This window comes from Bradyrhizobium sp. Y36 (assembly GCF_002531575.1).
Lineage (GTDB): Bacteria > Pseudomonadota > Alphaproteobacteria > Rhizobiales > Xanthobacteraceae > Bradyrhizobium.
Map to the genome: position 1 here is coordinate 49,000 of NZ_NWTI01000031.1, position 13,709 is coordinate 62,708.

Below are 13,709 nucleotides of genomic sequence, written 5' to 3' on the forward strand. Positions count from 1 at the left end.
CCCCGGCGACCGATACAATTTCGGCATCGATCAATCCCAATTGGAATTTGGTGCGGCGGAGCGCCGCCCGCTATCCTCGCCGGCAAAACGACAAGGCCGCGGGCGCGGCCTTCAGGAGGAGCCCATGTTGAGTCCGACCCGACGCATCGCATCCAACGCGCCGCGCGCTGCGATCGTCACCACCCTGTTCGCTGTCCTCACTCTCATTTCTGGAGTCCGTGCCGGCATGGCCGAGACCTTCGCCTATGTCGGCAACGCCGACAGCAATGACATCAGCGTGTTCGAGATGGCCGAGAGCGGCGAGATGATTCCGGTGCAGACGGCCGCCTTCAAGGGCGTTGAGAAGCCCGGCTCCTCGACGCCGCTCGCGATCACGCCGGACCACCGCGTGCTGATTGCCGGCGTCCGCTCGCAGCCCTACCTCGCGGTGAGCTTTGCGATCGATCCGAGAACGGGCCAGCTCAGCCCGATCGGCAACGGTCCGCTCGCCGACAGCATGGCCAATATCGCGATCGACCGCAGCGGCAAATTCCTGTTCAGCGCCTCCTATGGCGGCAACAAGGTCGCGCTGAATCCGCTTGGCACGAACGGCGTCGCCGGCGAGCCGAAGCAGGTGATCCCGACCGGGCTGAACGCGCACGCCTTCCTGCCCTCGCCCGACAACCGCTTCGTGTTCGCGACCAATCTCGGCTCCGATCAGGTGCTGGCTTTTGCGTTCGATGCCGCGGCCGGCACGCTGACGCCAAGCGACCCGCCGGCCCACAAGGTGCCGGAAAAATCGGGGCCGCGGCACTTCGTATTCCACCCCAATGGCAAGTTCGTCTATCTCATCCACGAGCTGAACGGCGACGTCGCGGCGTTCAGCTACGAGGCGAGGAGCGGCGCCTGGGACGAGATCCAGCGCACCACCGCGCTGCCGGAGGGCTTTAACGGTCAAGAGTCCGGCAAGAAACCTTGGGCCGCCGACATCCACATCACCCCGGACGGCCGCTTCCTCTACGCCTCCGAGCGCACCACCGGCACGCTCACCGCCTACAAGGTGGACGGATCAAGCGGCAAGCTGACCACGATCGGCAGCGTGCCGACCGAGAAGCAGCCGCGCGGCTTCCATATCGACCCCTCCGGCCGCTACCTCGCCGCGGTCGGCGAGCTCTCCGACAGCATGACGGTCTACGCGATCGACCAGGGCAGCGGCGCGCTGGTCCAACTGAAATCCTACCCCACCGGCAAGAAGCCGAACTGGGTGGAGTTCCTGACCCTGCCGTGAGTGAGGGACCGACCTACGTAAACATCCGTAATTTCGGAGCGCGCGCCTTGCCGTCATATCAGGACCATGGACCGTCAGATCGTCTTCAAATGCCCCCAGACCGGCATGAACGTGCAGCATCGGCTCGGCGACGAGCCGGCTGACCGCACGCATGTTTCCGTATCCTGCCCGGCCTGCACCCGCCTGCATTTCATCGATCGCTCCAGCGGCAAACTGCTGGGCGAGCGCCGCGGCTGACCGGCAATTCAGGGCCGCGCCGTAACCTGCGCGGTGACGTCCTCGACGTGGTGCAACAGGTAGACCAGATGGCCCGCCGTGTTGTGGATCGGCGAGTTGATCGGCTGCCAATGGCGCTCGACGAAGACCCCGCCGGGATCCCGGATGTCGTAGCGCTGGATCGCCATGGCATGCGCCCGTCCGGTTTCGCCGACGATCCTCAGGCTGCCGTAGAGATTGCTGACGCCGTCGGCGAGCGGATCGTCGGGATTGTCGGGGAATATCTCGAACAGCGAGCGGCCGACGATATCGGTCCGGCCTGTCAGGGTCGCGTCCGCATAGGCATCGTTGACGTCGACGATCACGAGGCCCGGCCCCGGATCCAGCAGCATGTAGGGATGCGGCGAGGCATCGAATTCGGGCTGGAATTGGCGGCGGATCGTATCGGCGTCGCCAGGCTGCCGCCGGCGCTGTTCAAACGGCGTCGTGTCGGCCCCTGATGCCGCCGAGTTCAGCAGCGCCAGCTGGCGCCTTGCCGATGCCAGCAGCGGGCGCACGGTGTTCTGGACCGTCGGGTCGGCGGTTTCATGGAGCAGCCGCTCGAAATGAACGATATTCTGCTCGCAGACGAACCGTTGCATCCCACCTCTCGACCATGAGCCTTGCGGCGGCCTTGCCGCGTCGTCCTGATCCTAGTTCCATACAGGCCGGTCTGGCAGATGAGAAGACCGTGATAGCCCGCACTTTGGAAGTAGGCCGAGCCGGGACGCCCCGCCGATAAAACGCGAACCTGTTGCCCAATCCCGCGACTAATCAAAGACTTGCCGCGAGGACCGGCGGTGGTGCGGTTTCCTTTCGGAGGATGACGCTGCCGTAGTCCGCACGGCCGCCATCTGCTATCGATTGGAAGCATAGCCCCCGTGGAATTTCCGATGCGTCATTTGTCCCGTGCCGTTGCTCGAAGCCTGTACCCCGCGACTCTGGCCGGCCTGCTGGTCCTCGGTCAGTCCCCGGCCCGCGCCGCGGACGACGAGGCGCCCAAGGGGCCGGCGGTCACGGTGCTGAAGGTCGCGAAATCCTGCTTCTCCGACATCGTCGAAGCCACCGGCACGATCATCGCGCGCGAGGAAACCTCGGTGCGGCCAGAGCGGCCGGGCCTCAAGGTCACCGACGTGCTGGCGGAAGCCGGCGACACCGCCACCGCGGGCCAGGTGCTGGCGCGGCTCGCCCTCCCCGAGGGCGGCACGCTGCAGGTCACCGCACCCGTGGCCGGCGTGATCGCGACGTCGACCGCACAGATCGGCAATTTCGCCTCGGCCAAGGGCGAGGCGCTGTTCACGATCGTGGCGCGCAGCGAATATGACCTCGTCGGTCTCGTGGCGACTTCCGACATGCGCAAGCTCGCCATCAACCAGACCGCGACCGTGCGGATCGCGGGTGCCGGCGACGTCGAGGGCAAGGTGCGCCGCATCGGCCCGACCGTCGAGCCCAACATCCAGCAGGGCATGGTCTATATCGGCATCTCCTCGCAGAAGCGGCTGCTGCTGAAGGCGAGCGGGCGTGCGCTGATCAAGACCGGACAGAGCTGCAACGTCGCGGTGCCGCTGACGGCTGTGCAATATTCCTCGGCCGGCACCGTGGTGCAGGTGATCCGCCGCAACCGCGTCGAGACCAAGCGTGTCGAGGTCGGCTTGATGTCGGGCGGCAATATCGAGGTCCGCGATGGCCTCAACGACGGCGATGTCGTCGTCGCCCGCGCCGGCGCGCTGCTGCGCGAAGGCGATCCGGTGCGCCCGGTGATGGCTGCGGAAGCGGCGAAGTAGCAGCGCGCCGCTTCACCCTCCCCTGGAGGGGGAGGGTCGGCTCACTTTGAGCGCAGCGAAATGTGAGACGGGGTGGGGTGATCTCTCGGCACGGGCACTATTCGTGGGGAGAGATCACCCCACCCCGCTCGCGCTTACGCGCGATCGACCCTCCCCCTCCAGGGCAGGGTAAGAAAACCTAGCCGCCGGCTTCGCCGAAATGGACGTCCTCGAGCAGCGAGGAGGAGACGGTCGGGACCTGATCGCCCTCGCTGGCGCGGGAGATGGCGACGCGGGTCTTGTTGAAGACGCTCTCGGCGCTGCCCTTGGCATTGAGGTTGTTCAGGAACTCGCTGACCAGCACGCTGTGCTCGCCCTTGCCGTCGTCGACGACCTTGCCCGGCGAGGCCGAGGAGAGGATCAGCGCATTGTCGGACGCGCTGATCGGCGCGAGGCCGTGGCTGTAGGAGCGGAAACGGCGCTCGTAGGGGTTACGGCGGGAAGCGTCGACGACGACGAGCTTGGCCTTGGCGCCCTGCTCCTTCATCATGGCGAGCACGCCGTCGATCGAGACGCCCTGGCGACGGACGTCGCTCTCCTTCCAGATCACGGCATCGACCGGCAGCATGTAGCTCTCGCGGCCGGCCTGCACGCCGTAGCCGCCGAAGAACAGCATGACGACGGTGTCGTGCTTGATGCGGGACTTCAGGCGGTTCACGGCGCGGACCATGTCGTCCTTGGTCGCGTCTTCCACCATGTCGACGTCAAACCCGCTCTTGCGCAAGCTGGAGGACAGCGCGCGGGCGTCGTTGATCGACTGCGTCAGCGGCGCGCTGGCGTCGGGATAATGTCCATTGCCGATGACCAGCGCGAGGCGCGAGCTCTGGCCGATCGAACCGGTGATCTGGTCCGTGGAGACGGCCTTGGCAGCATCGATCGCGCGCATGTTGAGAGCAGCATGAGCGCCGATCACCAGGGAGACCGTGCCGATCAGGGCAGCAGCCAACGCGATGGTGCGTCGGGAAAGGTCGAGCTGCTTTACATTCATCTCGGTTCGTTCCTGTGCCAAAGACCAGCCAAGCGCGCGCACACTGTTTGAGTAGCGCGATAGCGTCTTTAGGTTTGAGGGATTGGCCGGGGATGTGCCCCCGAATTGCGCGCAATTTGCGGCGCCGCACCAAACAAACCCTTAACCGGATATCGCCTTCCGGGCAATAGATTGCCCAAAAATTGAACTAAGCGATTGAAGATGTTCGTTAATTCGATCGCCCAGATTTGCGCGTTTTTTCCTCCCGGAGCCCTCTTCGAGCTTCCACCATGCAGCCTTCGTGCCGACCTTTTCCGTGACTATCGTCACATTTGTATTTCCCGCGAATCCGGGTAGCCTTTTCAACGACTTGCAGGGGGTGGCGCGGAGCTGGGAGCGCGCTGGCCGGCCCCCGGCCAAACCCCGCCAAAGTCCCCGCGACCAGGTATTTCATGAGCTTTCAATATTTTGCCGGCGCCACCTGCCGGGCGCTGCTGGCGCCGAAGGATGGCCCTTCTCTTTACGATGTCTGCGATCCCGTATTGTCTGCTACCGCGGGCGGCGATCCGCATCTGGCCAAGTTCTACAAGACCGCGCTCGGCAATCCCGCACTGCGGGTGCTGCTCAGGCGGGCCGGACTGCCCGAGCTGCGTGACGAGGCCAGGCTGACGGCGCTGCGCGCGGCGCTGGCTCGCGCCCGGGACGAGGCCGAGCCCGACTGGGCGGCGGTCGGCCAGCCGGTCGCCGATCTCGTCGACAGCATCGCGCTCGACCATCCCAGGCCGCCGCCGGCGATGTTCACCGGCTCGGCGCCGCCGCAAGCGCAGATCGACGGCGCAATCCGCGACTGCGCGCAACATCTGCTCGGCTCGTACCGCCGAAACGGCTTTCTGCCGACCTATGCCGCCTTCAACCTGATCGGCGATCCCGATTTTCGCGGCCGTGAGCTGATCATGGCGCTCACGGGCCTCAACGCCCGCGGCTACAAGAACTCGTCGCTGCTGTTCAACCTCGCCCGCGTCTTCATCGCGCGCTCGAAGGCCGCCGCCGTCGTCAATCCGCCCTGGCGCGGGATCGCCGAGCCGATGTGGGAGCCGGTGCAGATCCGCCACCGTTCGGCCTATTACGATGCGTTCTTCATCGAGGCGCTGCTGAGCTATGGCGAGACCGGGCTGGCCTCACCGGCCGACAAGGTTGCAGCGGAGCGCGCCATCGCCGACATGGTGGATTTCTGCGTCAACATCAGCCGCGAAGAGGTCGAGGGCATCGACGGCGCGCGCTTCAACGTCGTCACTGCGCTGGCGCCCGCGCCGCATCCGCGCTTCTCGCGCTACTTCGCGCAGATCAAGCAGGATCTCGGCTTCGGCATCTACGTGCCGGATTGCGACACCACGGCGTGCTCGATCTCGGCCGCGACCCAGGCCGGCTGCACCGACGCGATCATCGACCAGCCGCTGCTCGACTTCTATTCCGGCTATCAGGTCCACGCCGGCGTCAACGAGCCGCGCGTGACCGTGCCGCTCAACGACAACATCGACCATGAGGGCGGCGTTGCGACCTGGATCGACAATCTCAGGGGCGAGCGACCCTACGGCAACGACCTCGATCCGACGCTCAATCTCGACATTCTCGAGGTGAGCTTTCGCAACCTCGCGCGCTGGAAAGTTCTGGAGACGCCGTCGCGGCTCGCCACGGTGCATCGCATCATCGGCTTCCAGAAGCGGCTGGCCGCAAGCGGCGCCTTCGCCAATCCGCGCTCGCACATCTATTACCTGCCGGAACTCTACAGCGCCTATTTCGGCCGCTGCTATGCGGCCTTCCTGGCGCTGCCGCTGGCCGCGCAGGCCGCGATCGACCCGAACGGCGATTTCGACTTCATCCGCCATCGCGTGCTCTCCTACGTCAAGGGCGAGCTGATGGCCGCGGAGATGAACGTGTTCGACGCGGCGCTGGCGCTGATCGCGCTCGGCCATCTCGGCGCCGACCCGCGCGCCTTCGCGCCGGCGCTGAACGTGATCGTCGCCAGCCTTGGCGAAGGCGGCCGCCGCGGTCCGTTCCGCGCCTATGAGTGGAACAAGATGAAGACGCCGACGCGGATCCTGGTGGGCGGGCCAGAGGTGACCTCGGCCTTTGTGCTGATGGGATTGGCGGTGGCGAAGCGGGTGATGGCGCGGGGGTGATGTGTGCTCTTACCCTCCCCTGGAGGGTGAAAGCGAGACCTCGCGCAATGACGGGAAGTTGAAAGCTCAATCGTTAGGCATAAGCTGGCCGCGAGGCCAAAAGCCGACCACAATTGCGCGGCTTATCGAAATGATCCTGAACCCGCGGACCGGCATGTTGCGAAAATTCCTGATTGCGCTGTCTCTCCTCGCTCTTCCCTCGCTCGCGCACGCCGCCGACATCACCGGCACGGCAAAAGTCCGCGCCGGCGACTCCGTCGTGATCGGAAATACGCGGATCCGGCTTGGCGGCATCGACGCGCCCGCGATCGACCAGCTCTGCCTCAACACCAAGACCGAGCGCTGGACCTGCGGCATCGCAGCGCGCGACGAGCTCGCCAAATACGCTGACGGCAAGAGCTGGGTCTGCCACGCCCGTTCGATCGACCGGCGCGGCCGCACCGTGGCGCGTTGCGAGGTCGGCGGTGAGGACATCCAGAAATGGCTGGTGCGCAGCGGCTGGGCGCTGGCCTACACCCGCATCTCCAAGGACTACGAGCCCGACGAGGCCGCCGCGCGTGAGGCAAAAGCCGGGATGTGGCAGGGCGCCTTCATCGCGCCCTGGGACTGGCGGGTCCGCAACAAGAAGACGCAGATCCTGGGTGCGACCAAGCCGCCTGATGGCGCATACGCCGTGCTGCTCGCCTCGGCCTCGGGGCCGGTGGCGCCCTCCCCGGACTGCACCATCAAGGGCAACGTCAACAGCGCCGGCGAGTGCATCTATCACCAGCCGACCAGCCGCTGGTACACCCAGATCAAGATGAAGATCAGCAAGGGCACCCGCTGGTTCTGCTCGGTGGAAGAAGCCGAGGCCGCCGGCTGCCGCGAGACCAAGCGCTAACCAGACCTGCGTTTTGGACGCTTTTCCACCGCCCCCGCCCCGCGTAAAACCGTTGTTACAGCCACCCACCCATCTGTTCTCTGGCAATAAGGACCGACAGCAATGACCGTTCGCGCGGGCCGGGAGTTTCTGGCCATCCCCGGGCCCACCACGATGCCCGACGAGGTGCTGCGGGCGATGCATCGTCCGGCGATCGACATCTACTCCAAGGAGATGCTCGACCTGACCGAGAGCCTGCTCGGCGACATCTCGAAACTGTTCGCGACCAGGGGCAAGTCCTACATCTACATCGCCAACGGTCACGGCGCCTGGGAAGCCGCGCTCAGCAACGTGCTGTCGCGCGGCGACAAGGTGCTGGTGCTGGAGAGCGGGCGCTTCGCGATCGGCTGGGGCAATGCGGCGGCGCTGATGGGCGCCGAGGTCGAGGTGCTCAAGGGCGACTGGCGCCGCGCGGTGCGGCCGCACGAGGTCGAGGAGCGGCTGCGCCGCGACAAGGAGCACACCATCAAGGCCGTCGTCGTGGTCCAGGTCGACACGGCCAGCGGCGTGCAGAACGACATCGAGGCGATCGGCAAGGCGATCAAGGCGAGCGGCCATCCCGCATTGTACATGGTCGACACCGTGGCCTCGCTCGGCTGCATGCCGTTCGAGATGGACAAATGGGGCATCGACGTCGCGATGTCCGGCTCGCAGAAGGGCCTGATGACGCCGCCCGGCCTCGGCTTCGTCGCCGCCAATGCGCGCGCGCTCGAGGTGCACAAGAAGGCCAATATGTCGACGCCCTATTGGAGCTGGAGCGAGCGCGAGGGCACCGAGAACTATCGCAAATACGCCGGCACTGCGCCGGTGCATCTGTTGTTCGCGCTGCGCAAGGCGATCGACATGCTGCACGAGGAAGGCCTGGAGAACGCCTTCCGCCGTCACAGCCTGCTCGGCGAAGCCGCGCGCCGCGCGGTCTCGGTCTGGTCGGAAGGCCAGGTGCTCGGCTTCAACGTCGCGGAGGCGAACGAGCGCTCCAACACCGTGACCACGGTGACCATGAGCAACGGCCACGACCCGGCGGTGCTGCAGCGCTATTGCAAGGACAAATGCGGCGTCGTGCTCGGCACCGGCATCGGCGATCTCTCCGGCCAAGCCTTCCGCATCGCCCATATGGGCCACGTCAACGCCCCGATGCTGCTCGGCACGCTCGGGGTGATCGAGGTCGGGCTGAACGCGCTGAAGATCCCGCACGGCAAGGGCGGGCTGGAAGCGGCGGTGTCGTATCTCGGCGACGAGGTGGCGGCGTAAGGCGCCGGCCAAATACTCCGCTGTCGTCCCTGCCTAGTGCGCAATTGCGCACGGGCGCAGGGACGACGGTGGCGTGTTTGGCTACGGCTGCGGCACACGATACGCGTCGATTTGCGCCTTCAGCTCATCTAGCGGTGCCGTCGGCTTGCTCGGATCGACCCGATACTCGCCGCCCGCCAACCACTTCAGCACCATGGCGTCCACCACCGGCGAATGGTGGATGACGTCGCCATAGTTGTTCAGGTCATGCGTCACCTGCCTGATCGCGCGGAAATCGTGCAGGCGGACGTTGGGAAGCGGCGTCAGGCGCTGGGCAATGACCGCCGTGAGATCGGTGACGATCTTCAATGTCGCCGGCGAGGCATCGCGCATGGCGACGAATTGCAGGATCGAATAAGGCGGGAAGTAGATGTCGAACGTCACCTCGGGATGGCGCGCGATCAGGCCGACGGCATCCTGCTCGAAATGCCGCACCATGGCCTTGAAGTCATAGCCTTCGCCGAGGAAGCGGCTGCGCACGGGACTGGTGATGTAGGCGAAGGCGGCCAGCGTCCTCGTCGCATTGTACTCGCGCGCGAGATCGAAATCCCGCGGCAGCGCGTAGATGTCGTCGACATCCGGTCGCGCGAACTTGACCGGGAGATAAGGCGCCGCCCGGGTCAGCGGCTGGCGCAATGGCGGAACCGAGCGCAGCAGCGTGAACAGGGATTCCTTGGCCATCGCCGCGCTGAACAGGTAGGAAGCAATGCCCTTCGCCGTCCTGCGATAGAGATCGACGGACAGGTAGGGATCGTCCTCGATGTCGGCGGCATCGACGAAGATGAAATCGTCCATCGCCCAGATCACGCGTTTCGCGCCGCGCTCGATCGCCTGCTCCAGCACGAAACCTTGCTGGCGTGAATTGGAGCCGGTCATCGCCAGCTTGAGCGAATGCACGCGAAGCGCACGGTCGATGTCGCTCTGGCGGAAATGGATCGCGAGCGAGGTGCCCATGAAGGCGGTGTCGAACCGCTGGCTGCGGATCAGCCCGGCATTCTGCACGCGCGTGTCGTCGGAATAGAAGGCGCGCGGCGAGGGGCGAAACAGCTGCAAGGGATCGACGACGAAAACGAGCGCGGCCGCACCCAGCACGCACACGATGCTCGCGAGCAGAAGACGCGCCGGATGTGTGAACGTCGCGCGCATCAGAACCGGAAATAGATGAATTCGCTGTGGCTCTGGATGCCCAGAATGCCGAAGGCAAGCACCAGCGACGCCGCATAGAGCACCAGCGGCCGCATGCGCCCGGCCCGCAGCGTCTCGCCGACCCTGCGGTTGTCGTGGTCATATCCCATGATGCCTTGCGTGTTCGGCGCCAGCCACACCAGCGCGGCGTAGATCGCGACCAGCACCAGCGCCGCGATCTCCTCGCGGCCGAACACGATGCTGGAGGGATCGGCCATGGCACCGAGAATGCGCATGGCCCAATCGATCCGCTCAGTGCGGAAGAACACCCAGGCGACGACGACGGCGAGGAACGTCAGCACGGCGCCCACGATGCGGACCGGACGCGCAAGCGGCGACGGGATGGTCGGCACCAGCGCATTGAAGCCGTGATTGATACAGAGATAGGCCCCGTGCAGCGCGCCCCACACCACGAAGGTCCAGGCCGCGCCGTGCCAGAGCCCGCCGAGCAGCATCGTGATCAGCAGGTTGACGTAGCGCAGCACGCGTCCCCTGCGGTTGCCGCCGAGCGGGATGTAGAGATAGTCGCGCAGGAACTGCGACAGCGTCATGTGCCAGCGCCGCCAGAAATCGACGATGCTGGTGGCCTTGTAAGGCGAATTGAAATTGACCGGCAGGAAGATGCCGAACATCAGCGAGATCCCGATGGCCATGTCGGAATAGCCGGAGAAGTCGAAATAGAGCTGGAAGGTGTAGGCGAGCGCACCCAGCCAGGCCTGATCGAAGCTCGGCGAGCGCGCCTCGAAGGCGAGCGCGACCAGCGGCTGGATGCCGTCGGCGAGGCAGGTCTTCTTGAACAGGCCGATGGCGAAGATGATGACGCCGCACAGGATCAGATGGCCGTCCGGGCGCTTGGTCTCCTCGCGCTCGAATTGCGGGATCATGTCCTTGTGGTGGAGAATCGGCCCCGCGATCAGATGCGGGAAGTACGTCACGAACAGCGCGTAATGCGGCAGCGCATAGGCCGCGACCCGGCCGCGATAAGCGTCCACCAGGAACGCGATCTGGGTGAAGGTGTAGAAGGAGATGCCGACCGGCAGCAGGATGTGAACGGCGGCATGCGTGCCGAACAGGGCGTTGAGGTTCTCGGCGACGAATCCGGCATATTTGAAGATGCCGAGCACGAGCAGATCGCCGGCGACGCCGAGCGCGAGCGCGGCTTTGCGCTGTGACGGGCCGAGCTTCGCCACGATCAGGAGATGGCCGACGCCGTAATTGAAGGCGATCGAGAGCAGCAGAAGGCCTGAGAACTGCCAGCTGCCGATGGCGTAGAAGGCGATCGAGGCCAGCGCCAGCCAGATCACAGGGGTGAGATTGCTGCGCCGCCCGAGCCAGAAATAGCCGGCCAGCACGACCGGGAGGAACAGCAGGATGAACGGGTAGGAATTGAACAGCATCAGGCTGGACCGCGTGGGAATATGGCCCCTCAAAGCACACAAGGCGCCGATCAACAACCCGGTGCCTCGACACCGTCCTGGCACCGTCCTTGTCGTAGCCACGCTGGCAATTCGCGTGCCTGTCGCCATATTATGGGCGACCAGCCGCCTTCCATGGCCGTCGTTGCCGGGCTCGACCCGGCAATTCATCGCTAAGAGATCTCGTCCTTGATGGATGCGCGGATCAAGCCCGCGCATGACGAGGTGAGTTTCCGTAAGACGAACGAGGACCGAGTGACCGAAGCCAAGACCCCTTCCCAGCCCCCCGTCGCCCCGCGCCGGCCGCACTCCTTCACGCATCACGGCATCACCGTGACCGACGACTATGCGTGGTTGAAGGACGCGAAATGGCAGGAGGTGCTGCGCAACCCTGCGGTGCTCGACCCCGATATCCGCAAATATCTGGATGAGGAGAACGTCTACACCGAGAGCCTGCTCGGCCACACCGCGGGCCTGCAGAAGACGCTGGTGCGCGAGATGCGCGGCCGGATCAAGGAGGACGATTCCAGCGTGCCGTCGCCGGACGGGCCGTTCGCCTATTTCCGCAGGTTCCGCGAGGGCGGGCAGCACGAGCTGTTCGGCCGCGTGCCGCGCGACGGCGGCGAGAGCGAAATCGTGCTCGACGGCGACGCGCTCGCCAAGGACCACAAATATTTCAAGTTCGGCGGCAGCCGGCACTCCTATGATCACAAGCTGCACGCCTGGAGCGCGGACACCAAGGGCTCGGAATATTTTTCGATCCGCGTGCGCGACTGGGCAACGGGAAAGGATCTCGACGATCTCGTCGAGGAGACCGACGGCGGCGTGGTCTGGGCGGCGGATGCGAAGTCCTTCTTCTATGTGCGGCTCGACGACAACCACCGGCCGATGCAGGTGTGGCGGCACAGGCTCGGCACCAGGCAGGCCGACGACACGCTGATCTATGAAGAGCAGGATTCCGGATGGTTCACCCATCTGCACGAGAGCACCAGCGGCCGCTTCTGCGTGATCGCGGGCGGCGACCACGAGACGTCAGAACAGCGGCTGATCGATCTTGCGAACCCCGAGGCGCCGCCGCGCCTGGTCGCGGCGCGCGAGGAAGGCGTGCAATATTCGCTGGCCGATCGCGGCGATCAGCTTTTCATCCTCACCAATGCGGATGATGCCATCGACTTCAAGATCGTCACGGCGCCGCTTGACTCGCCCGAGCGCAAGAACTGGCGCGATTTGATCCCCTATCGCCCCGGCATCTACATCATCGATCTCGATCTCTACGCGGGACATCTGGTGCGGCTGGAGCGCGCCAACGCGCTGCCGTCGATCGTGATCCGCGATCTCGCGTCCAACGAAGAGCACGCGATCGCCTTCGACGAGGCCGCCTATTCGCTGGACACCATGGGCTCCTACGAGTTCGAGACGACGCATTTGCGCTTCGCTTACTCGTCGATGACGACGCCGTCGGAAGTCTATGATTACGACATGGTCAAGCGCACGAGGACCTTGCGCAAGCGCCAGGAGATTCCGTCGGGCCATGACGCAGCCGACTACGTCACCACGCGCATCATGGCGAAGGCGCATGACGGCGCCGAGGTGCCGGTGTCGATCCTCTATCGCCGCGGGCTGAAGCTCGACGGCTCGGCGCCGCTGCTGCTCTACGGCTACGGCTCCTACGGCATGGCGATGCCGGCCTCGTTCAACGCCAACCGCCTGTCGCTGGTCGACCGCGGCTTCGTCTACGCCATCGCCCATATCCGCGGCGGCGCCGACAAGGGCTGGGGCTGGTATCTCGACGGCAAGCGCGAGAAGAAGACCAACTCGTTCGACGATTTCGCCGCCAGCGCCCGCGCGCTGATCGCTGCGAACTACACCAGCGCGAAACGCATCGTCGGCCATGGCGGCTCGGCCGGCGGCATGCTGATGGGCGCGGTCGCCAACCGCGCCGGCGACTTGTTCGCCGGCATCGTCGCCGAGGTGCCGTTCGTCGACGTGCTCAACACCATGCTCGACGACACGCTGCCGCTGACGCCGCCGGAATGGCCCGAGTGGGGCAACCCGATCGAGAGCGAGAAGGATTTTCGCACCATCCTGTCCTACTCGCCCTACGACAATGTCGCGGCGAAGGACTATCCGGCGATCCTGGCGATGGGCGGCCTGACCGATCCGCGCGTCACCTATTGGGAGCCCGCCAAGTGGATTGCGCGTCTGCGCGCGACGATGAGCGGCGGCGGCCCGGTTCTCCTGCGCACCAACATGGGCGCCGGCCACGGCGGCGCCTCGGGGCGGTTCGATCGGCTCGACGAGGTCGCGATCGTCTACGCGTTCGCGTTGTGGGCGGCGGGGATGGCAGAGGCCGGGGTTTAAGGCTCCAGCGTAGCCACACACTCATCTCGTCGTCCCCGCGCAGGCGG

General features: G+C 65.5%; 11 protein-coding genes. 7 read left to right on the forward strand and 4 right to left on the reverse strand.

Features of this window, described 5'->3' with window-relative positions:
• Window positions 1-124 precede the first annotated feature (124 nt).
• Window positions 125-1,267, forward strand: coding sequence for a lactonase family protein (locus CO669_RS32840; RefSeq protein WP_097666536.1), 1,143 nt, complete (start codon window positions 125-127; stop codon window positions 1,265-1,267).
• A 66-nt stretch (window positions 1,268-1,333) separates the two neighbouring features.
• Window positions 1,334-1,504 (forward strand): hypothetical protein, encoded by a 171-nt coding sequence (locus CO669_RS36260; RefSeq protein WP_198964384.1) that lies wholly within the window; start codon window positions 1,334-1,336, stop codon window positions 1,502-1,504.
• 8 nt (window positions 1,505-1,512) lie between these two features.
• Here the strand turns inward: CO669_RS36260 and CO669_RS32845 are convergent, their stop codons facing one another.
• Window positions 1,513-2,124: a PAS domain-containing protein gene (locus CO669_RS32845; protein ID WP_097666488.1), complete on the reverse strand. Its 612-nt coding sequence runs from the start codon at window positions 2,122-2,124 to the stop codon at window positions 1,513-1,515.
• Between the two features lie 291 nt (window positions 2,125-2,415).
• Here CO669_RS32845 and CO669_RS32850 point away from each other — a divergent pair, with 291 nt between their 5' ends.
• A complete protein-coding gene (locus CO669_RS32850) occupies window positions 2,416-3,306 on the forward strand; it encodes an efflux RND transporter periplasmic adaptor subunit (RefSeq protein WP_198964385.1) in 891 nt (296 codons plus the stop codon).
• Between the two features lie 178 nt (window positions 3,307-3,484).
• Here the strand turns inward: CO669_RS32850 and CO669_RS32855 are convergent, their stop codons facing one another.
• Window positions 3,485-4,333 (reverse strand): caspase family protein, encoded by an 849-nt coding sequence (locus tag CO669_RS32855; protein ID WP_097666492.1) that lies wholly within the window; start codon window positions 4,331-4,333, stop codon window positions 3,485-3,487.
• Window positions 4,334-4,764: 431 nt separating this feature from the next.
• Here CO669_RS32855 and CO669_RS32860 point away from each other — a divergent pair, with 431 nt between their 5' ends.
• From CO669_RS32860 to CO669_RS32870, 3 genes are all read left to right on the forward strand, one after another.
• Window positions 4,765-6,492, forward strand: coding sequence for a hypothetical protein (locus tag CO669_RS32860; RefSeq protein WP_097666494.1), 1,728 nt, complete (start codon window positions 4,765-4,767; stop codon window positions 6,490-6,492).
• Between the two features lie 154 nt (window positions 6,493-6,646).
• Window positions 6,647-7,372, forward strand: a complete 726-nt coding sequence (locus tag CO669_RS32865) for a thermonuclease family protein (RefSeq protein ID WP_097666538.1) — start codon at window positions 6,647-6,649, stop codon at window positions 7,370-7,372.
• Window positions 7,373-7,474: 102 nt separating this feature from the next.
• Window positions 7,475-8,662, forward strand: coding sequence for a pyridoxal-phosphate-dependent aminotransferase family protein (locus tag CO669_RS32870; RefSeq protein ID WP_097666496.1), 1,188 nt, complete (start codon window positions 7,475-7,477; stop codon window positions 8,660-8,662).
• Window positions 8,663-8,743: 81 nt separating this feature from the next.
• Here CO669_RS32870 and CO669_RS32875 read toward each other — a convergent pair whose 3' ends face one another.
• A complete protein-coding gene (locus tag CO669_RS32875) occupies window positions 8,744-9,847 on the reverse strand; it encodes a hypothetical protein (RefSeq protein WP_097666498.1) in 1,104 nt (367 codons plus the stop codon).
• The gene (locus CO669_RS32880; protein WP_097666500.1) at window positions 9,847-11,283 is read right to left on the reverse strand and encodes an MBOAT family O-acyltransferase; all 1,437 of its coding nucleotides are present in this window, start codon (window positions 11,281-11,283) and stop codon (window positions 9,847-9,849) included. Before CO669_RS32880 ends, CO669_RS32875 begins: the two co-directional genes overlap by 1 nt.
• A 273-nt stretch (window positions 11,284-11,556) precedes the next feature.
• Between CO669_RS32880 and CO669_RS32885 the strand changes: the two genes are divergently transcribed.
• Window positions 11,557-13,662: a S9 family peptidase gene (locus CO669_RS32885; protein WP_097666540.1), complete on the forward strand. Its 2,106-nt coding sequence runs from the start codon at window positions 11,557-11,559 to the stop codon at window positions 13,660-13,662.
• Window positions 13,663-13,709: the final 47 nt, after the last annotated feature.

Coding starts and splice junctions, on each gene's coding strand:
- CO669_RS32865 (WP_097666538.1), top strand. CDS start 6,647: ATGTTGCGAAAATTCCTGATTGCGCTGTCTCTCCTCGCTCTTCCCTCG.
- CO669_RS32860 (WP_097666494.1), top strand. CDS start 4,765: ATGAGCTTTCAATATTTTGCCGGCGCCACCTGCCGGGCGCTGCTGGCG.
- CO669_RS32880 (WP_097666500.1), bottom strand. CDS start 11,283: ATGCTGTTCAATTCCTACCCGTTCATCCTGCTGTTCCTCCCGGTCGTG.
- CO669_RS36260 (WP_198964384.1), top strand. CDS start 1,334: ATGGACCGTCAGATCGTCTTCAAATGCCCCCAGACCGGCATGAACGTG.
- CO669_RS32840 (WP_097666536.1), top strand. CDS start 125: ATGTTGAGTCCGACCCGACGCATCGCATCCAACGCGCCGCGCGCTGCG.
- CO669_RS32855 (WP_097666492.1), bottom strand. CDS start 4,333: ATGAATGTAAAGCAGCTCGACCTTTCCCGACGCACCATCGCGTTGGCT.
- CO669_RS32845 (WP_097666488.1), bottom strand. CDS start 2,124: ATGCAACGGTTCGTCTGCGAGCAGAATATCGTTCATTTCGAGCGGCTG.
- CO669_RS32870 (WP_097666496.1), top strand. CDS start 7,475: ATGACCGTTCGCGCGGGCCGGGAGTTTCTGGCCATCCCCGGGCCCACC.
- CO669_RS32850 (WP_198964385.1), top strand. CDS start 2,416: ATGCGTCATTTGTCCCGTGCCGTTGCTCGAAGCCTGTACCCCGCGACT.
- CO669_RS32875 (WP_097666498.1), bottom strand. CDS start 9,847: ATGCGCGCGACGTTCACACATCCGGCGCGTCTTCTGCTCGCGAGCATC.